We start from the raw sequence: 18,986 nt of genomic DNA on the forward strand, positions 1-18,986 counted from the left end.
GCATCAGCTACCGCGGCAGCGGTTTAGTTCAATCAGATATTCTCGCCGATGGGAATCCCTCACGATTCCATCAGGTCAGATTATGCTCTAAGATACATTCCGACATCCTGTAGGTCTTGACGGCTACGCGACATAGGTTTGCCCAACCGACTCCTCCATTTTCCAAGCTCAAGTAGCTGAAACAGTTCCCGTAAATGGGTTCTTCGCGTCGTTCTGCCAATTGGCATGAGTTTTGATGCTCTCGATGCGAACGCCGACAGGTGCCGGACGGGCGCTACGGCTGATCATCGGACCCAATACAAAGGAGCTGTTAATGAGCACCCAGGATCAGCAGACGGCACCGGAGGAAGCCGTACGAGAGCGCATCAAGGCATCCCATAACCTTGATGGCGACGCAGGTCGCTTGGCCAACTTATACCGCGGATGGGCGAGCACCTTCGATCAGGATCAGGTCCGCGTCGGGTACTGTGGACCCACGATCGTGGCAGAACTGGCAGGCGCCGTGCAGACGGCTTATTTGGCCGGGCAGCGAAATGGCATCGCAATCCTGGACGCTGGTTGTGGAACAGGGCTCGTCGGCGTGGAACTCGAACGCCTCGGGTTCCGGCTGATCGATGGGTTCGATCTTTCGCAAGAGATGGCTAAAAAGGCGCTGCAAACCGGCGTTTACCGCCATGCGCGGGGAAATGTTGACCTTAACGGTCGGCTCTCAGACTACGCTAGCACGAGATATGACCTAACCGTCTGCTGCGGTGTTTTCACTCTCGGTCACGTTCGACCGGACGGGTTGCGCGAGTTGGCTCGCGTGACCCGTCCGAACGGATTTATAGTAGCAAGCACCCGCAAGAGTTATGCGAAATCAACATCCTTTGAAGTCGAGGTGCAGCGTCTACAGGATGAGGGTTTCCTTGAATTGGTGCAGTGTCTAAGGAACGGCAGATACCTCGCCGACGAAGACGGGCACTACTGGGTCTTCCGAATACCAACGTCCGCACCGACGGAGGAACGGCCATGATGGCGCTACCGCACAACTCATTTGCGACAACTTGCAGCTACGCGAGGCGACGAAGCGCGTGCCCACGAGTGCCCTTGCAGGATACGGTCCGCGTAACAGAGCTTCTCTTTGGATTTGACGTAGTAACCGGATCGCACCTCGCCAGTGAACCATACGGGCGTTCTATTCACAGCCCTTCTTGTCCGAAGCTGGACAAAATGTCGGAGCCCGACGAAACGGCCAGGCGATGGGCTGTCGATATTGATCAGGTGCTGCTCATAACTTTGCGCCAACCGGCGCGCAAGTTGCGCAGACAACGGAGTAGGGCCGCAGTTTCGTGATTGATCTCAGCCTTCCAAGTCTACTTCGTAGAGTTCCGGCTCTCTCGCTATGAGCCCGAGGCTCGATTCCCGGTCGCTCGATTCGGGTCTGCCGATCCGATCGGAGCATTCAATGTCTCATCGATGTTATGATCTCGCATTTTTCATTGCTCTTGAGGCATTCGAAGCCTCGACATTTCATCTTTCGTTTGAGCTTGCAGCTTCTGAGTTGAATTTGACACCGGGAGAGATTAGTCGGCAGATCAAAGTCATCGAGGACGAGCTCGGTGCTCCGCTGTTCGTGAGGGCGGCATCTGGCGTGGTGCTTACCAGCGTTGGGAAAGATCTCCACATTGAGCTGGCAAGCATTTTCTCAACGACGTCCCGGGCCTTGACGACATTAAGCGCGGCAGCCGTAGCCCGATGTCCCGACTAGCCCGCTTCTCTCACCGCGCCCAGGCTCAAAGCGCATCTTGACTGGCGCGGGTCGGTGCTGATCATCCCCGTTTTGAGGACGGGCGCAGCCAGCGCCGCGGAGCGCGGCGGTGCTGAGCTCTGCAATTTTCCTCTGTTGTTTGCGGGAAGGGGTCCGGCGGCGTCAGCGGGCCGCGGCGCATATTCGAGCGTGGGCCACGGCAAAATTCGTCCGCGTATGGACAGGCTGAAGCCATTGCGACCTTGATCCGACGCACCGAGACACGGACCTGCGCACCGATCTTCAGCAGCTCAGCCTGATCGTGCCACAGTGGCGTTGGCGAGCCTGGTGTGGGCGAGGCCAAGGCGGCGCAAGGCGCAGATCAGGACGTAGGCAAACGAGGCGAACCAGAGCCGCAGCTGATTGGCGCGCATGGTGTGAGCGCTGGTGCGGTCGGCGTAGAGGTCGAGCTGGCACTCCTTGATCCGGTTCTCCATGTCGCTGTGGGCACAGTAGAGATCCTCGTAAAGCCCCGTGCCGCCCAACGCGTTGGCTTGAGCGAGGTCACGACGAAGCGCGGATTGGCGCCCTGCGTCGTCCACGGCCCCGGCGACGATCCGCCGTCGGCGTGACCAGCTGTCTTTCGTTGACCACATGAAGCCGCGGAATACGCGCGCGGCCTGGTCGCTTTCCTGGATGCCAGGTAAGCTTCCTGCAAGGCTGGAGCGATCTTCTTCGCCAGCCGCTCGTTGCGGGCAAAAAGACATAGTCGACGCCGTTGGCCTCGCACCAGGTCATCAGCTCTTCCCGGGCAAAACCGGAATCGGCGCGCAGGACAATGCGCACTCTGCGCCACTGCCTGCGGATCTGCCGCACGATCCGCTCGACCTCCTCGATCGCTCCCTTGCTGGCGTCGATGTTGGAACGCCTGAGCTTTGCCGCCAGCAGGTGCCGGCCGCAGAAGATGTAGAGCGGCAGGTAGCAGTAGCAGTTGTAGTAGCCGTGGAAGAACCGGCCTTCCTGGTGACCCTGCAAGGGTCATCGGCGGCGTCGAAATCGAGCACGATCTCGCCCGGCGACGTGTCGTGGGCTTCCAGGAACAGGTCGACGAACAGAGCTTCGATCGCCTGCGTCTCGTGGCCGATCTTGTGGTAGCGCGTCGGCTCCCCCGACCCGAGGCTCCAGCCGGGTGGAGCGTCGACATGCCCGCAAGCACCGCGCAATCCTCCCGCTTCGGCGTCAGGCTTTCCGACACAAGGGCCAGAACGGGGTCGTGGCGGAGCGTGTCGTGGTCGTCGACGTCCTCATATCCCAGCGCGATCGCCGGGATGCGCTGTCCCACCAGCGTTTGTATGCTGCGCACCGTGCAGTCCGGATCGCGTCGGTCGATGAAGCAGGCAGCCACCCGGCGGAACAGCCCGACGATTTTGTCAACGTCGCGCACAAGCAAGGCGCCGGCATCTGAGGTGATCGCTCCGCCGTCGAAACCGGCGATCACTTTGTGGCCGTCGGCCTTCAAATTCGAGCTGGTCGGAGATACAGTGTGTGTGCATCGGACCCCGTTCCTGAATCTGGTAACTCTTTGTCACAAAAGCAGTTTCTCAGATTCTTGGGACCGATGCACCCCTTACCTTGAGATATTCAGGCTAGCTCTGCCGACGCGTTACGGTCGATCAATCTAAAATTCAGCGTGTGCCCGCTGTAAGGCTCAGCCTCTGCGGACGTTTCGCCCAAGAGCTCAAGGCGCTGTCGAAGGCGATCCGAGCCACTTTCGGCAAGGACAGCCTGATCCAGCGCACAAGGCGCGCAACATCATGGGTCGGCTGCCCAAGCAGCTTCACGCCTCGGCGCGCCGGGTGCTGAGCCAGGCGAGCTGGCTCTTGTGTCATCCGACGGATGATCGATAAATGGCTGAACGCAGGAGCCGTCGCTGTATTTCGACATTTTCGCAGATGAGCAGCGCTGTCCCAAGGCACGGGACTGAACCAAGCGCTGCTCCCACCGAGAGGGCGAGACCCGAGTTGGATGGAATCATCAGTGCCGACATCGTTGTCCTCGGGGCGGGCTTTGCCGGGTTGGCATGAGCTACGGGATTCGCTCAGCTCGACCACGACTTTTCATCGCATTCTCGATGCCTGTATCGCGACGATTAAGGAGACCGGCCACCGTAGTTGTCGCCGCGCGCGATCCCGATATCGTCGGGAACGGGGCAAGTGGCCAGAATTCAGGATTCCTCATCTACTTGCCCCACGACATCTCCTCAGGCAATTTCGTGTCGATGCTGCTGCAAAAAGCTGGAACGAGATAACCGTCGCCTGTCGAAGTAGGGGCGCGATTCAACCTCGCATTCCGGGAGTGGCGTGCCGGACGCGAATAGCTGCGAAACGCAGCGCGAGCCTGCTTTAATCGTGCCTACCTCGCGCCCCCTTCCGGCCGACCGCGGCTCCAACTTGGCGTCGCCCCTCCGCGATGTCGCGCCATGGGCTCCTTCTTGTCGCAAATTGGATGAGTCAACGCGCCAGCTGAGAGCGCTGGACAGGGTATCCCATCCTGGCCCGGCCAGGAGCTATTGTGCCGCTCGTCGAGCGGCGGCGCAGGCAATCTCTAGCGCGTCTAGTGACGTACGCACCAAAGCCGCGAGGTCCGTTGCTCGAGTTTCCAAAAACCCGGCCGCTGCCGCCGACGAAATGGACATCAGCATGGGAGGTTGGAAAGCGAACAGTGGCAGAGCCGAAAGCCGCGCGCGTTCCTCTTCAAAGCTGCTTGGCTCATAAGGGATTGCAATTTTTTGCGCGAGGTCTGCAATGGAAAAGGCGCTAGCTCCCGACAGCTCGTAGCAGCGGCCGGCATGCCTAGCTGGATCGCTCAGCACCGCAAGCGCGGCTTCGGCCAGATCCGCTCTTGCAACGGCGGAAATCCGGCCCTCGCCAAAAGGGGTGGAAATCACCCCGTCGCGCGGCGCGGCGAGAGAGCCGATCAGTTCTGCGTAGAGACCATTGCGGAGGATGGTCCAAGCCATGCCGCTTGCCCGAAGCTCGCGTTCAGTCCAGCGGTGGGCCAAGGCAAAGCCGAGATGATCGCTCGCACAGGTAAGGCTCGTGTACACGATATGCTTCACGCCCTGCGCGCGGGCAGCAGTGAGAACGGCACGGTGTCGACGCATTATGCAATCGTCTTCGGCAGAGCCTGCCGAAGTCACGAACAGGGTCTCGGCCCCCGCGAAGTCAAGCGTTTCAGGTTTGTCGAAGTCGATGTTCCGGTCAGCACCGGCGGTTCTGCTGCCGGTGATAATCGCAATGCCCCTCTGCCGCGCCTGTGCTACAATCTGCGATGCCAACTGACCCGAGGCTCCGGTGATGAGAATCATGGCTTCTTCCTTTCATGGATGCAGTGATCAGGGTCGACGAATGCGGTTTGTCGATAATGCCTCCTTTTCGCCTTTGTGCAGTGACCTGCGAACGCATCCTACATAATTATGCCGAATCTGAATTTGAGCAGGAGAAGCAAAAGAGCAGCGCACATAAGAAGGGATCTCACCGACGCGGATTTCTTGCCTCACATTAGCTATGGCCGCGTAAATAAAGTCTGTCGCATTCGGAATAGCTCCGGCATTTGGCCTGCTTACCTGCTCGGTGACCCCTGATGCGAAGGCAGGATCTAGGGGTTGTCTCGCGATGACCGGCCGCCGGCTGGATATGCAAGCGTGGTCTTCAGGGGTAGAGCGGTGATTGCAATGCTGACATGGATTCAAGTGGGGAAGCTAACTCCCAAGGTCGCCAAGCGCTCGTGTTCATGGTCAACTCGGCAAGTTCCAAGGCATGTCCAATCCTCAACCAGCGTCAGCCTCAGCAGGCGTTGAGACTACAGCCATAAACCTGGCGGAAACATTCGAGAAATGCGCGGTATAGGCGATGGCGCCGGGCAACGTCAATACGACGTGAAAGGATTCTGGGTCGAGAAGTTCGGCGCGACGATCCTCCAGCGATTTGCGCGCGAGTCAGTGATTGGCAGCGGGGGCAACGGCGAATGGCGGCAGGTCAGCTGAACGAAAGTTCAGGTTTCCCGAACATGCCGGCGTCCGGCACGACCCCGAGACCCGGGCCTTCGGGCAGTTTGATGTGGCCGCCCACGATTTTCACGCCCTTGGGGTCATACGTTCCTTCGATGTAGGGCTCGGCCACCCAAACGCCGTCTAGCAGTCGAGGTTGCACCGTCGCGCCGATATGAGTGCAGGCGGCGGCGATAATGTCGCCCCCCCAAGCGTCGTCGCAGGTATGGGGCATGCTTCGCGTCTCGCAGATGTCGCGAAAGGTTGCCATTGCGTGCAAGCCGCCAATCCGCGTGACCTTCATACCGAATCCGTCGCAAAGGCCCGTCCCAACAGCGCGGATGACGGTAGCCAAATCTTCGGCGTTCTCGTCGATAAAGATGCCGTGATGGACCTGCCCTCGGATCGCGGCTATCTCTTCCAGAGTGTTGCAGGGCTGTTCCATGATGAAGGGAATGTCAGCGCACTCCCGCGAGAGTCGCAGGGCATCACGCGTCGTGAGGCCACGATTACCGTCGGCAGCCACACGTACGCTCTTGCCGCGCACCACCTCCCAGACCTTGCGGAGCACGGCTACGTCCACATCTATCGGATGACCGCCGATTTTGACCTGGATGCGCGGAAAGCCCTCAGCCACCTTCTCCGCCGCGATCCTGGCAGTTTCGTCGGGCTCGTCTACGCCGATGGCGTAGTAGGACGGTATGTTTTCGGTGACAACTCCACCCAGGAGGTCGGCTACTCGCACTCCGTATGCCTTCCCCATCAGATCGTAGGCTGCTATGTCAATAACCGCTTTCGCATAGCGATGGCCGTTTAGCAGACTATCCATCCTCCTCCGCAGCAGCAATGGTTGCAGGGGGTTAGCACCGATCAGTCCTGAAGCCATTTCAGCCAGTGCGGCTCGAGCTCCCTTGGCGTGTTGCGGCTGGTAAATTGGCCCGACGGGGCAGGTTTCGCCCCAGCCGATGAGTCCCGAGTCGGTGACCAGCTTCACCAGCGTGGTGTCAAGTGACCAGACCTTGGCATTGGCCATGACGTGAGGCCCGTTCTTGACGGGGAGATCGTGTGCGTAGACGTGAATTTCCGTAATCTTCATGGTTTATCTCCTCCAGGAGGGTGCCGGTTGGGGCATCAGAGTACGAACGAACGGTCCTGCTGTTTTCGTTCGAGACAAGGCGCCTCCAGAAATGGGAGCGCTCGTGAATAGAGGAAATAAACCACCTTTCTTGCCGAAGATGGTCCTCTCGCCGATAATCTGGACTCTCAGCTAGGCCCTAGCAGCCCGCGCCGTCGGAGTGAGTGGTCGAATGTCGGGAAAGCGATCCTTCTCTGCCCCATGTGAATAGGACAATCTCGGAAACTGACGGATCCAGTGCTGCACTTGTGATATCAAGCCTCATTTTGATCATATCGTTCTCATGTCTATTACTCCCCTGGGCGAACGCCGCCTGTGGGAAAGTTGCTTATTGGCCGCCATCGACCCAATTGAATTTCTCCAGTAGGACTGACGTTGACGACATTACTCACCTTCGCAACGAAGTTTTCGTACTGCAGTCTGTCCAATTTTGGCGCAGACATCTTTCCTTGCCATCGTGTGAGCAACTAACTGTTCGCTCCAATATACTTAAATACAGCACGAAGAAATACGAGTAAATACCAGCTTGGTAAAGCTTTTGTTGCGTGTTCGTAAAATTAGATGAATATGAGGCGCGATGTGCCTATGATCCTTTGTCTCTTGCTTGCTCTTTCTGCGGCGTGCAACAACCCCTTGCGAAGACCCATCGAACAAGGCTTCCCATCCATGCTGGCCTCCTGAACCCAGCCAGCAGGTGGAATCCGAAGGGTTCTGTGCGGGCGCGATTGGGCGTGCACGCACGGGGGTCGCAGCTACACTGAAGCCTGATTGCCGCAACGGGCGGGCCATGGGGATTTAGGGCTCGACAGTGGATCCAAGGCGCCGGAGCAGGGGTCGCCTATCGCTCTTGGGGAGCGTCGTCGCGATGCAGGACCTTCTGCGACGCGAGAGCTGGGTACGCCGAAAGGCCACAATGAAGGTGCGGTGTGGCCAATAACGAGAGCTCGAGATTCTATGGCGAACCGCGCGCCGTGCCGGTCCATTCTTGCGCTTTCCAGGATTGGCCGTAGACGCGGCAGCCGTCGAAGGCACAAAAAATTCTGACAAATCGGTGGGCCAATCCGGGGAGTTTTTGCAGCCGCGGGTAATTCGGCAATGGACACCTGCATGCGCTTGCCATGAACTGCAGGGGTTGTCAGCGTGATTATAGTCACGGTATGCAAGCGCTTAGCTTTCGACGGTTCGGAATTGCTTCGCCATACGTATCCGGGGCAGGGCGCGCCCGACTCTTTCGCGCTCCAGCATGCTGTGAAAAAGGGCGCCGCTCATTCATCCGCAAAGCCGGCATTAGCGTGCCACGCGCCGGTTCCCATGTCTGTTGATTTTCACTGAGAACTGACCCGGCATTTCCACCGAGAAGTGACCCGCCTCTCATGTATGTTTCGGTTCGGGGTTGAGGGTCAAGGTTCTGGCTTTCTCCTTTGCTTTTTTAGGCTCGTGTGCAGAACTGTTTTTGAACCGGAAGCTGTCATTTCCGGTTTCCAGGATGTGACAATGATGCGTCAGCCTGTCGAGAAGCGCGGTTGTCATCTTGGCATCGCCGAAGACACTGGCCCACTCGCTGAAGCTGAGGTTTGTGGTGATGATGACGCTGGTGCGTTCGTAAAGCTTGCTCAGCAGATGGAAGAGCAATGCTCCACCTGATGCGCTGAACGGCAGATAGCCAAGTTCGTCCAGGATCACGAGATCGGAATGCACGAGGCGATTGGCGATCTGGCCGGATCTCCCCTGAGCCTTCTCTTGTTCCAGCGCATTGACCAGCTCGACCGTCGAGAAGAACCGAACCCGCTTGTGATGGTGCTCGATGGCCTGCACGCCGAGGGCGGTCGCAATATGGGTTTTGCCTGTTCCGGGGCCGCCGACAAGCACAATGTTGTGAGCCTCATCGACGAATTCGCAACGATGAAGCTGCCGCACGAGTGCCTCGTTGATCTCGCTGCTGGCGAAGTCAAAGCCGTTGAGATCGCGATAGGCTGGAAAGCGTGCCGTTTTGAGCTGATAGGCTGTCGACCTGACCTCACGTTCCGCCGTCTCGGCCTTGAGCAGTTGCGACAGGATCGGAATGGCGGCTTCAAACGCCGGCGCTCCCTGTTCGGTGAGTTCGCCTACAGCTTGCGCCATGCCGTGCATCTTCAGGCTCCGGAGCATGATGACGATTGCGCCGCTGGCCGGGTTATGACGCATGGCGCACCTCCAGGGCTTTCCTCAAGGCATCGTAGCGTTCGACGTTGGCTTTCGGCTCATTGGTAAGCGTCAAAGCCTGGGGAGCGCTGATGGTCGGGGGCGTGAGCGATTTGCCGTCGACGAGCCGATGGAGAAGGTTGAGCACATGGGTCTTGGTTGGAACACCGGCTTCCAACGCCATCTCCACGGCCAGGAGCACGGCCTGCTCGTCGTGTTGCAGGACAAGTGCCAGGATCTCGACCATCTCGCGATCGCCGCCCGGCTTCTTGAGCAAATGCTGCTGCAACGACCTGAATGCATCGGGAAGTTCGGCAAACGGTGCTCCGTTGCGTAGGGCGCCTGGCTTGCGCTGAACGACAGCCAGATAGTGCCGCCAGTCATAGATCGTCTGCCCTGGTCGATCATGCGAGCGATCGATGATGCGGCGATGCTCACAGACAATCAGCCCCTCCGCAGCGACAACGACACGATCCGGATAGACCCGAAGGCTCACGGGCCGATTGGCAAAGGACGCCGGCACGCTGTAGCGGTTGCGCTCCAGATGCACGAGGCAGGTTGGGGAGACCCGCTTGGTGTATTCGACAAAGCCGTCGAAGAGACGGGACGCCGGCATGAGAGCCTGGGCTTCCTCAGCCCAGATATCGGCAATGGTGCCGCGCATTTTTCCATGCGGGGCCTTGTGCCAAAACTCCTTGCATCGAAGCTCCAGCCAGTCGTTCAGGGCATCCAGCGATGGAAAGCGCGGCATTGGTTGCCACAGTCGATGACGCGCATCCTGCACATTCTTCTCGACCTGTCCCTTCTCCCAGCCGGACGCGGGATTGCAGAACTCAGGCTCGTAGAGATAGTGGCTGGCCATGGCCATGAAGCGGACATTGACGTCGCGCTCCTTGCCGCGGCCGACCTTGTCGATCGCTGTCCGCATATTGTCGTAGATGCTGCGCCGGGGAACGCCGCCAAAGACACGGAAGGCATGATTATGGGCGTCGAACAGCATCTCATGCGTCTGCAACAGATAGGCCCGGACGATGAAGGCCCTGGAGTAGCTGAGCTTGGTATGGGCCACCTGCAGCTTGGTGCGTTCATGGCCGATGATTGCCCAGTCCTCGGACCAGTCGAACTGGAACGCTTCACCAGGATCGAACGAAAGCGGCACGAATGTTCCGCGTCCCGTCGTCTGTAATTCCCTCTGCAGATCAGCCTTCCACTGCCGAGCGAAAGCAGCAACACGACCGTAAGACCCCTCATATCCAAGGCTCAGCAGATCGGCATGAAGCTGCTTGATCGTGCGTTTCTGCTTGCGGTTCTTTTTGGCCTCCGTCCTCAGCCAGGCTGACAAGCGGTCGGCAAATGCGTCAAGCCTGCTCGGCCGCTCTGGAACCTTGAACTTCGGTTCCACCTCGTCCACCCGCAGGTATTTGCGCACCGTATTCCGCGACAGGCCGGTCCTGCGGCTAATCTCTCGGATCGATAAATGCTCTCGAAAATGCCAGCGTCGGATCACGCTCAATAATGCCATGTCGATCACTCCGTAGCCCCCGCTGAAAAAACGCAGGGCAAGGTTCAAACATGGGTCAATTCTCGGTGGAAATATCCTGGGTTGCCGGGTCAGTTCTCAGTAAAAATCAACAGCAGGCAATTTAGGAGATTGGCCATCACGGTGCGCGCGAAAGGATCGCGACCGTGTTGAGCTGATGCAGTGAACTTGCAAGAGATGAGCAGATGGTGCGATCGATCGATCCAAGACGCGTGACACTCCGTCAGTTCCAGTGGCCCTTTAAAGGTCGTTGCCGTGTTAGGAACACGCGTTGCGGAAACCATCTTGGCCAGTGGTCATGTGCGACCACAGACAAAGGCCGCACATATGGAAGCAAGCGATCCGATCAAAAAATCTGTAAAAAACACTTGCAAGTGGGAGCCGTCCACATATGGAACTACAGTCCCTGAACGGCTTCAGCTACGCGCTTACTCTGTTCGACGCTTACTTGTCGAACAACAACATTGACTAACCCCGGCACTGGTTGATGAGTTTCTCCTCTCGCCCAAGGTCGCGCCCGAGAAGGTATAACCACCTGCGTTGTACGGTTGGGCGACTGTTCTCGTATCTCGTAGATCACGAGAATCTCGCCGAGTCACCGTTGAGATCCGCGCCGCGCCGTGGAAGGTTGTCAGCGCACGCCATTTATCTTCGACACAGACGCAGCCTCTCGGTTGCTCGCTCTTGCCAAGGCGCTACCGAGTCATGGCGGCACGGTCGAGCGTGGCAACAGGTATTTCGTACTGTTCGCTGTCCTTTACGGACCGGGCTTGCGCGTTGGCGAAGCCTGCCGCCTATGCCTCAAGGACGTCGATCTGGAACGGCGGCTGCTCGTTATCCGGGAAATCAAGTTCTACAAGAGCCGTCTCGTCCCATTTGGGCCGAAGCTCGGAGCACTCCTGGATCAGCATCTGCATCAACGTAAGACTATGACGCTGGCAACCAGAGCGGCCTGATCAGCCGCTGTTTTGCTCTGGCCGTGGAAGCCCATCTCGCGCATTTCGCGCCAGAGCGCCGATGCATTCCGCGCGCCTTGCCCCCAGCGGCTGTCGAGCCAGGGAAGCCATTCCTCAGCGAACTTTGTCGGACGCGGAACACGTAGGAGGGCTGACCGCGCAGGACACTACGGACGAGCTTGCGGCTATAGCCTGTGCGCTTGACGATCTGCTTGATCGGGATGGCCCTGTTTCGACAATCCAGAATGGTCTCGTTTGTCTGCTGCCGGCGTAGGTATCCGTCATATTGCAGCCGCTCGGCATAGGTGAGAAGCTTAGGATTGATGATGGCGCTGCCGACTGCCTTTCGGAACTGACGCATGGCTTTGCTGACCGCATCGAGAAAGGCGCGGCTGGCGTTTTCCATCAGGTGCCAGCCATCGGCCACCTGATCGGCGTGCGGCAAGGCCTTGGCGATCGCCTCGCCATACCCGCCACCCGGTCACGTGCAACGGTCATGATGGAAGGATCGTCCGAGAGTCGCTATAGGACGATCGTCTGCGACTTTGAACGCCGCAGGCTTGTGACAACGTGTCGTGCGCCGGCGGACTGAGCAGCCGCGTGATACCACAACTTCGTCAGCAGCGACCTTCCAGGCAACGACAGAGTGACGGATCGCGACGCCGGAATATCCTGGTGACGCAACGGCAGCGTTGCTAGGGAGCATCCCTCGGTGAGGCAATACGAATCTCATCCTGATCGCGGCGCCGCATGCCAGCGGGCCGAGCGGACGTTGATGTAGGGTTCGTCCATGATGTCCCGGACCCGACAAGCGCGCGGACATTCCAGCGGGCATGCAGGCATGCTTTTCGGTCTCGTTAAGGCACGCGCAACCTCATTCCGCGAGTGGCACGCCGATTGCGTCGATAAGGAGGCAGATGCAAACATGGAGATAGACGCATGAAACTCGCTTCCGGGTACAAGGCTTTTTGGGATGCCGCCCACGAGAACTACCCCGATCAGATGAAGCCCGACGGACTTCTTGATCAGGGGTGGCGAGAGTTCATTCCTGACTGGCTGGGAATGTTTGACACCATTAGCAACGTCCTGGATGCTGATGATTCTGACCGCTTTGCAAAGCCATCCGACCGAACATGGATGTCGTCTATCTACCCATGGATTGCTGACAAGCGCTCCACAAAAGTTGGCGCATTGTCCAAGATTTACAAAGGCCTTATACTTTTAAAGACGCCTTTTGATCTTGCTCTGTATCCACGCTTAATATGGGAACTTCAGCCTGCGACAATTATAGAGCTCGGTTCATATCAGGGTGGCAGCGGAATGTGGTTTGCTGATAATATGTCCGTACTGTGCGATAACCCAGGTGAAGTACACTCCTTCGATCTATATACCAAATGTGTCCATACAAATGCAACAAAACATCCACTGCTTACATTTCATAAAATAGACCTTTCTGATGCTGCCAACTTCGACGAAAATTTGCTGGCGAGTTTCCCTCATCCTTGGCTTGTGATAGACGACGCCCACGTGAAAATATTTTCTATATTTTCCTACTTGAACAAATTTATGAAAAAAGGTGACTACTACGTAATCGAGGATAATCCATTTCAAGTAAACAAGGAGATTATCGACGGATTTCAGATGATAGAGGAGTCAGGTTTCCTAGTTGATACTTATTACACCGACGCGTTCGGGATTAATGTCACTTGTGCTCCAAATGCGTGGCTTCGAAAATCGTAACCTAGCCTCTGATATAGAGCTGTGCCATGCCGCGCCGCTTGGCGATGTTCATGCCCCATGCTCTGAGACTCGACCACTCTTCTTCGATCGCACCAGCAGTGTGTGGGCCGCCTCATAAAGCGCGGTGCGTGCAAGTTCGTCGCCGCATCGGCTGACCTTTCCCTGGAGTCGGTCTCGCCGGACTGGTAGCGCGCCGGCGTCAGCCCCAAATGCGCCCCACCGCCTGCGAGGAAGCCGAACCGCTCTGAGCGGTCGATCGTGGCGCGGAAGGCAAGCGCGGTGATCGGCCTTGGTCCCATGTCATGGCGGGTGTGGATCTCGCGGATGCGGTGGAAGGATTGGCCTAAGCAGCCGATTCCTGCGCCAAATCAATGGTTTAAGCTACATCTTCCAGCCTCAAAGGCCCATCGTCGTGCATAAGACGGGCTAGTACCTCCTGCATCGCCGCGCGGATCACTTCGTGCAGGCCTCCGGGTTCGAAGCAGAGCTTTGACGGGCTCTGGTAGTTATACTTTGAGGGCATTTTGCCGGCCTTTGAAACAGCTGGATCAGCACGACGACGTTTTCACATTTGCGCCGGTGAGGAGGTAGGCTGTTGGCGGAACACCGGATGATCGGCTTTAGTTCGGGTTCGACAGTCAGACACGTCTGTCATCCGACAACTGTCACTTGTCTGACAGGGCGCAAGATCCGCCGACCGGTGATTTAATGAAGACTCTGTCTCTGGCACGGTTCATGCATCGTCGTTTACGATCGTACTAGGAAAGAGATCGTCTCATGATCTTCCGTCCCCGACCGTAGAAATCGCACCTTTTGGAGCTGAGCGGCCAAGAGCCTCAGAAATCACGGCCTCAAGCAAGGAACTGCGCCAGCGCAGGGACGACACGGTCAAGGAAGACGGGTAGGCAGTTTGCCAAATGCAGTCCGCAACGCGACCGCCCCCACCCACAGGCCGAACCTGTTTAGCGAAAATGGAGCCTAGATTTGCCTTTAAAAAATGGCTCGAGATTGACTAACATTGAGAAGAAAACCTTGTTGATAACAGGCGCGGCCGGACGTATTGGGCAAGCGATTTTCAGGCAGTTCGTCGCGAATGGCCTTCGCGTCGTTGCGGGCGAAGCCGGCCACACTGGCTTCGACAGGCTCCAGGCCGAGCTCAACCGAACCGGGCTGGCTGTCTGGAGCAGGGCCGGCGACCTCACGGACAAGGACTATTGCGAGGAGCTGATCGATTACTCGATCCGGGGCACGGGACGATTGGACGTGCTCATCAACAACGCCGGCATCAGCCAGGCAAACATCATCGAGACGGCTGACTGGTATTGGGAACGGACGTTCGACATTAATCTGACGTCGATTTCGACACCTGCCGCGAAAGTTATCGGACACTCATGTTGGGACCTTTGTCGCGTATCGAGCCCTGCGACCCTACTGCACCAGCAAAGCCGCGGTCGCTTCCTCTCAAAATGTCTTGGCCGGGATCTTACGCCTGACGGGATGCTCGTCAATGGCGTCTGTCCAAATGAGGTCAATACCCCGGTGACCTGGATGGGTGTTGAACTGCGCGGCGTCATCCCGGACAAAGCCATTGCGATGTTCAACCACCACTTGGTCGTATGGCAAAGCAGGAAGACTCGTCGATGTTATGTTCTTTTTGTGCCCCGACGCCCGCTACATCGCTGGCACGGCGTTCGAAGTCGCCGGCACGAAGCCGGTCTGATGAGGACATCCCATGGCTGACAGACTGACAGGCAAGATTGCAATCATAACAGGCGGCGGCCGCGGCATCGGCGCCGGCATCACTCAGCGCTTCGTAGAGGAGGGAGCAAAAGTCGCCATCGTGCAGAGGAACGCCCCGCCTGAATCCAGGCTCGACGAGCGCGCGATCTATGTGAAGGCGGATCTTTCGAGGTCCCAAGAAATTTCCTCGGCCGTTCAGGTTGTGGTCGAGCGGCTTGGGGGCCTGGATATCCTCGTCAACAATGCCGGGATTATGTTCGAGAAGACGATCGACGAGATGACCGAGGCAGACTGGGACCAGATGATGGACATCAATCTGAAGGCCCCATTCCTGCTGACCAAAGCGGCAATTCCACACCTCCGGAAGTCGGGCAGGGGAAGCATCGTCAACATCGGTTCGATAGAAGGGCTGGCGTCCAATCCCGGGCACCCCGCTTATTCCGCTTCGAAAGCGGGGATTCTCGGCTTTACGGCCGCGGTCGCTGTGGATCATGGGCCTGAGGGTATCCGCTGCAATGCGATCGCGCCGGGCTGGATCAGCACCGATCTCAGCCAAGTTTATATCGACAGCATGGCCGACAGCGCCCGCGTCCGCAAGGAACTGCTCGCGATGCATCCCGTCGGGCGCCTTGGCGAGCCGAGGGACGTCGGAAATCTTGCGGTCTGGCTGGCCTCGGACGAGAGCGCTTTCGTGACCGGCCAGGTCTCCGTCATGGACGGTGGCCGCACCAAGAAGCTGCCGATGCCGATCTCCTGAAAACTAAAATGTCGGCAATTCTTGCGATGTCTTAACAGGCTCGATTTAACCGGAAGACCGGCCCTTGTGACCGCCGGTGGGCGCGGTATTGGTCTACAGATCGCCCTTACTCTCCAACGAGCCGGTGCGGATGTAATCCTTGCCGACGCTGATGGGGCCCACCCGCCCGAGGCCATAGAACAGTTCGTCATTAAGCTCATATCAATCAACTCGACGTCACTGATTCGAAGGCCGTGCACGATTTCAGCGGTAAATTCGACCGTTGCACGGACATCCTTGTAAACAATGCTGAGGTCTCCCGTGCCGCTCCGACCCGCGCGATATCTCCGATGAGGACTGTCGGCGCTTGTCGTCTCGATGGGCCCCTTGATACCGCTCTCGCTTCTGTCAGTTCTGACCGCGTCGCCATGCTGATCCGCCGCCCTGCCATCCACCCCGAACCAAGACAGCGGTCCACAGCCATCCCAGTCGAAGCATCAACACTTTCGGTAACATTTTGCTTGAGGCAATGCGCCCCTTTGCGTCATGAAGAACCGCCCCACCTTCGGGTTCATGATATCGGTCGAAGGTTACATTAGGTTCCGCCGGTGACGGGCCGGAGGGAGGCGGAGCCGACCGGAGGCACCGACGCACGGCCTGATGAGTCCGCTGTTTCGCTTGTGGTGCAACGGTGCCCCATTCGGCAACGCTGCGGTTCGATATGATCAGCGTGGCGCCGGTTTCGTAGCGCCGGCCGACCAGCTGGAAGAACAGGTGCGCCGCGTCGTGCTCCAGCGGCAGGTAGCCATTCAGCGCGTTTAGCGGAGCGCTGCTGTTCCATCTGCTCAGCAAACTCTATGAGCGGACCAGTGAATGGCCAGCGTCTTCGGTGACGACAAAATGACAACCGACCTCGTCGATCGGCTCACTCATCATTACCACATTTTCGAAACCGGAAACGACAGCTTCCGCTTGAAGAACAGCTCCGCGCACGAACTCAAAACCAGGAAAGACAAAAGCAAGACTTTGACCACGACCGCTTGACGCGAAAGTACCTAATGGGTGGGGCAATTCTCGGCGCAAATCCCGGGTCAACTCTCAGCGCAAATCAACAACGTCGGGTACAATCGGATCGAGCACCTGCGCTCGGCCGCGAACGAGCTACCCGCGTTTGGCGTTCGCCGACGTAAACGTCGTCGGCGAAACTGAACCCGCGTCTGCGCGCCCCACCCAGCTCATTTGGCCGACCTCTCAAGCAGACCGGCAACGTCTGCGAGCAGCAGGGCGGTTTTCCCATTGCCCTGGGCATCGGACCGGGCAACCATCGTAATATGGAAGGAGCCAGACGTCTCGCCTGGCCCCATTAGATCACTATTATTTTGCTGCTTTGGCCGCGGCAATCCACTTGTCCCACTCGGACTTGTGCAACGCTATCCAGTCCTGCGCATGCTTCGCAATCTGCTCAGGACTTTTCTCGCCATCGTATATCCGTTTGTTTTCGGCGCTAACATCCTTGACGGGGATAGTGACCTCCTCAAAGAATTTCTTCGCCGAAGGGTTGGCCTTGAGCCATGCGGTGTTCGCAATGACTTTTGTATCATTGATCGGAAACCCTAGATTGCCCAGGCCTTCGATTTCAGTGCTGCCAGTCTGGCCGTCGGGGAGCGACGTGGACTTGACATTCAGCCATGTTACATCCTTCCCGGGGACCAGCACGCCGGGGATCCAGCCGGGCTCCCAAGTGTAGTACAGCGTGGGCTTGCCTTCTTTGATGCGTTCAATGGCTTCCGCCATAATTGCGAAATAACCGCCTTGCTTGTGCTCGACGGTGTCGCGCAATCCATACGCGTCGAGATGATGCTCGATCATACGTTCGCAACCCCAACCCGGGTCACAGCCGAAAAGATCGGCCTTGCCATTCCCATCAATGTCGAAGAGTTTGGCCTTCTCTGGATCTTTTAGGTCCTCGAGGTATTTGATCCCGGTCGCGTCCGCAGTCTTCTTATCGATTAGATAGCCTTGTATGTCGCCGTGCACCAGCGTCCCTACCGTCATAAGCTTCTCGTCGCCCCCTGCACCCTCCCAGAAGGCTTTGTGCATTGGCGCCCAGTGCGCCGGGTAATACTGTAGGTCTCCGGACGCCACGGCGCTGTGTGCGACCGGAACTTGCACTTGCTCCGGCTGCTCCTCGACGTCGTAGCCCAGTTCTCGCAGACCATCTCTTACGACATAGCCTTGAAAGAGTTCTTCGTTAATGCCTGCGAGCCAGCCATACTTCACCTGTTCGGCGCTAGCAGGCAGTATACCACTGGCGATCACTGTGAGCGTTGCAATGGCAATTTTGAAGTTCATTTTTGTTCTCCCTCGACCCTGTGCAAGCGCTCGGGTCTCATTAGTTTCTCTTTCGACTGACTGGAATCCGTCTGCCGGGGCTTCTGGCCTATTAACGGTCGGCAAGGGGCTGCGGGCATTACGCAGAAAGCTCTCAGAAAGCCGGATCTATGCTTATCGATATCACTGTCGGCCGCAAATCAGTTTTTGTACGCATCGCTATAACGAGAGGTCATGGCGATAGGCTGGAGGACTGCTGCGCTCGACCACTGAGGCGGATCGTGACTTGGACGAACCTCAGCAGCAAAGTTCCAAGGGTTGCTGCGCATGACCTGGAGCGCCTGTAACTACAGCGTCCGGGGACCCACTTTGTAGCACAGGGATTTCGTTGACCCGGGCAGAAGCTTTACATTGGCGAGGCCGAGCTGGCCTACAGTTCAGTGAAGGTCTAAAACAGGCTTCGGCTACAGCCGGGATTGCATCATCGACTTTTCACACAATAAGTCAGTCTGAGCGCACCGACGGCAGCCAGGCGCTGTTGAACCAGGACGCGCGCCGGTGCGGACGCCAGCGATGGGAGGGACGAACCTCCATGACTTCTGGTTATCTCGACCCCCATTAATACTCATTTGAAGTAAGGACACCTGCCGCCTATAGCATAGCCTGACGTTGCACCGGCTTGATCTGGCCTCTCCCGTTGCTCTACATAAGCAGAGCGGCTGGCCGAGGAGACGCGAGCCAGCAATCTGGCGGCCCGATTCGGCGGCCGTGGGAGGGGGCCCAGGGAACGGCCGACGTCGAAGTGAACTGGCCTTTCGGTCTTCAGACTTGATGCTCGGCCGGCAACGAG

General features: G+C 57.9%; 15 protein-coding genes and 5 pseudogenes. 8 read left to right on the forward strand and 12 right to left on the reverse strand.

Translation table 11 applies throughout. The features are described 5' to 3' along the window. The first annotated feature begins 313 nt into the window (after nt 1-313). Both ACWGTO_RS29080 and ACWGTO_RS29085 read left to right on the forward strand, forming a co-directional pair. The gene (locus tag ACWGTO_RS29080; protein ID WP_454578230.1) at nt 314-1,015 is read left to right on the forward strand and encodes a class I SAM-dependent DNA methyltransferase; all 702 of its coding nucleotides are present in this window, start codon (nt 314-316) and stop codon (nt 1,013-1,015) included. A 432-nt stretch (nt 1,016-1,447) separates the two neighbouring features. Further along, on the forward strand, nt 1,448-1,750 hold the full coding sequence (locus tag ACWGTO_RS29085; protein ID WP_454578231.1) for a LysR family transcriptional regulator: 303 nt from the start codon (nt 1,448-1,450) through the stop codon (nt 1,748-1,750). Nucleotides 1,751-2,040: 290 nt separating this feature from the next. Here the strand turns inward: ACWGTO_RS29085 and ACWGTO_RS29090 are convergent, their stop codons facing one another. The 3 genes and pseudogenes from ACWGTO_RS29090 to ACWGTO_RS29100 form a co-directional block, all read right to left on the reverse strand. After that, nucleotides 2,041-2,385, reverse strand: coding sequence for a transposase (locus tag ACWGTO_RS29090; protein WP_454578232.1), 345 nt, complete (start codon nt 2,383-2,385; stop codon nt 2,041-2,043). Then, nucleotides 2,294-2,764: a transposase gene (locus ACWGTO_RS29095; RefSeq protein WP_454578233.1), complete on the reverse strand. Its 471-nt coding sequence runs from the start codon at nt 2,762-2,764 to the stop codon at nt 2,294-2,296. The genes ACWGTO_RS29090 and ACWGTO_RS29095 overlap by 92 nt, the downstream gene beginning before the upstream one ends. Before the next feature lie 217 nt (nt 2,765-2,981). Beyond that, nucleotides 2,982-3,227 (reverse strand): annotated as a pseudogene (locus ACWGTO_RS29100) (transposase); the annotation flags it as partial. A 242-nt stretch (nt 3,228-3,469) separates the two neighbouring features. On the opposite strand from ACWGTO_RS29100, the pseudogene ACWGTO_RS29105 reads away from it, so the two are divergent. Next, nucleotides 3,470-3,600, forward strand: a pseudogene (locus ACWGTO_RS29105) (IS256 family transposase); the annotation flags it as partial. Nucleotides 3,601-4,295: 695 nt separating this feature from the next. Here ACWGTO_RS29105 and ACWGTO_RS29110 read toward each other — a convergent pair. The 5 genes and pseudogenes from ACWGTO_RS29110 to istA all read right to left on the reverse strand — a co-directional run bounded on the left by ACWGTO_RS29110 (nt 4,296) and on the right by istA (nt 10,615). After that, nucleotides 4,296-5,096 carry an NAD(P)H-binding protein gene (locus tag ACWGTO_RS29110; RefSeq protein WP_454578234.1) on the reverse strand — a complete coding sequence of 267 codons (801 nt, stop codon included), beginning with the start codon at nt 5,094-5,096 and terminating at the stop codon, nt 4,296-4,298. Between the two features lie 528 nt (nt 5,097-5,624). Beyond that, nucleotides 5,625-5,754: pseudogene (locus ACWGTO_RS29115) on the reverse strand (transposase zinc-binding domain-containing protein); the annotation flags it as partial. A 12-nt stretch (nt 5,755-5,766) separates the two neighbouring features. Further along, on the reverse strand, nt 5,767-6,873 hold the full coding sequence (locus ACWGTO_RS29120; RefSeq protein ID WP_454578235.1) for a mandelate racemase/muconate lactonizing enzyme family protein: 1,107 nt from the start codon (nt 6,871-6,873) through the stop codon (nt 5,767-5,769). A gap of 1,410 nt (nt 6,874-8,283) precedes the next feature. Further along, on the reverse strand, nt 8,284-9,096 hold the full coding sequence (istB, locus tag ACWGTO_RS29125; protein ID WP_454578236.1) for an IS21-like element helper ATPase IstB: 813 nt from the start codon (nt 9,094-9,096) through the stop codon (nt 8,284-8,286). Continuing rightward, a complete protein-coding gene (gene istA, locus ACWGTO_RS29130) occupies nt 9,086-10,615 on the reverse strand; it encodes an IS21 family transposase (protein WP_454578267.1) in 1,530 nt (509 codons plus the stop codon). The genes istB and istA overlap by 11 nt, the downstream gene beginning before the upstream one ends. 638 nt (nt 10,616-11,253) lie before the next feature. Here istA and ACWGTO_RS29135 point away from each other — a divergent pair. After that, a complete protein-coding gene (locus ACWGTO_RS29135; protein ID WP_454578237.1) occupies nt 11,254-11,589 on the forward strand; it encodes a tyrosine-type recombinase/integrase in 336 nt (111 codons plus the stop codon). Here the strand turns inward: ACWGTO_RS29135 and ACWGTO_RS29140 are convergent. Beyond that, nucleotides 11,561-12,034: a hypothetical protein gene (locus ACWGTO_RS29140; RefSeq protein ID WP_454578238.1), complete on the reverse strand. Its 474-nt coding sequence runs from the start codon at nt 12,032-12,034 to the stop codon at nt 11,561-11,563. The genes ACWGTO_RS29135 and ACWGTO_RS29140 overlap by 29 nt on opposite strands. A gap of 494 nt (nt 12,035-12,528) precedes the next feature. Here ACWGTO_RS29140 and ACWGTO_RS29145 point away from each other — a divergent pair, with 494 nt between their 5' ends. Continuing rightward, nucleotides 12,529-13,329 carry a CmcI family methyltransferase gene (locus tag ACWGTO_RS29145; RefSeq protein ID WP_454578239.1) on the forward strand — a complete coding sequence of 267 codons (801 nt, stop codon included), beginning with the start codon at nt 12,529-12,531 and terminating at the stop codon, nt 13,327-13,329. A gap of 19 nt (nt 13,330-13,348) precedes the next feature. Here ACWGTO_RS29145 and ACWGTO_RS29150 read toward each other — a convergent pair. After that, nucleotides 13,349-13,625 (reverse strand): annotated as a pseudogene (locus ACWGTO_RS29150) (transposase); the annotation flags it as partial. A gap of 712 nt (nt 13,626-14,337) precedes the next feature. Between ACWGTO_RS29150 and ACWGTO_RS29155 the strand changes: the two are divergent. Together ACWGTO_RS29155 and ACWGTO_RS29160 are read left to right on the forward strand one after the other, a co-directional pair. Further along, nucleotides 14,338-15,069 carry an SDR family NAD(P)-dependent oxidoreductase gene (locus tag ACWGTO_RS29155; RefSeq protein ID WP_454578240.1) on the forward strand — a complete coding sequence of 244 codons (732 nt, stop codon included), beginning with the start codon at nt 14,338-14,340 and terminating at the stop codon, nt 15,067-15,069. Continuing rightward, the gene (locus ACWGTO_RS29160; protein WP_454578241.1) at nt 15,062-15,826 is read left to right on the forward strand and encodes an SDR family NAD(P)-dependent oxidoreductase; all 765 of its coding nucleotides are present in this window, start codon (nt 15,062-15,064) and stop codon (nt 15,824-15,826) included. Before ACWGTO_RS29155 ends, ACWGTO_RS29160 begins: the two co-directional genes overlap by 8 nt. 387 nt (nt 15,827-16,213) lie before the next feature. Here the strand turns inward: ACWGTO_RS29160 and ACWGTO_RS29165 are convergent, their stop codons facing one another. Beyond that, a complete protein-coding gene (locus ACWGTO_RS29165; protein ID WP_454578242.1) occupies nt 16,214-16,657 on the reverse strand; it encodes an ATP-binding protein in 444 nt (147 codons plus the stop codon). On the opposite strand from ACWGTO_RS29165, the pseudogene ACWGTO_RS29170 reads away from it, so the two are divergent. Then, nucleotides 16,611-16,849: pseudogene (locus ACWGTO_RS29170) on the forward strand (ATP-binding protein); the annotation flags it as partial. The gene ACWGTO_RS29165 and the pseudogene ACWGTO_RS29170 sit on opposite strands and share 47 nt — an antisense overlap. Nucleotides 16,850-17,179: 330 nt before the next feature. Here ACWGTO_RS29170 and proX read toward each other — a convergent pair. Next, nucleotides 17,180-18,157, reverse strand: a complete 978-nt coding sequence (gene proX / locus ACWGTO_RS29175; RefSeq protein WP_454578243.1) for a glycine betaine/L-proline ABC transporter substrate-binding protein ProX — start codon at nt 18,155-18,157, stop codon at nt 17,180-17,182. Nucleotides 18,158-18,986 lie beyond the last annotated feature (829 nt).

The organism is Mesorhizobium sp. PL10, from assembly GCF_053714315.1.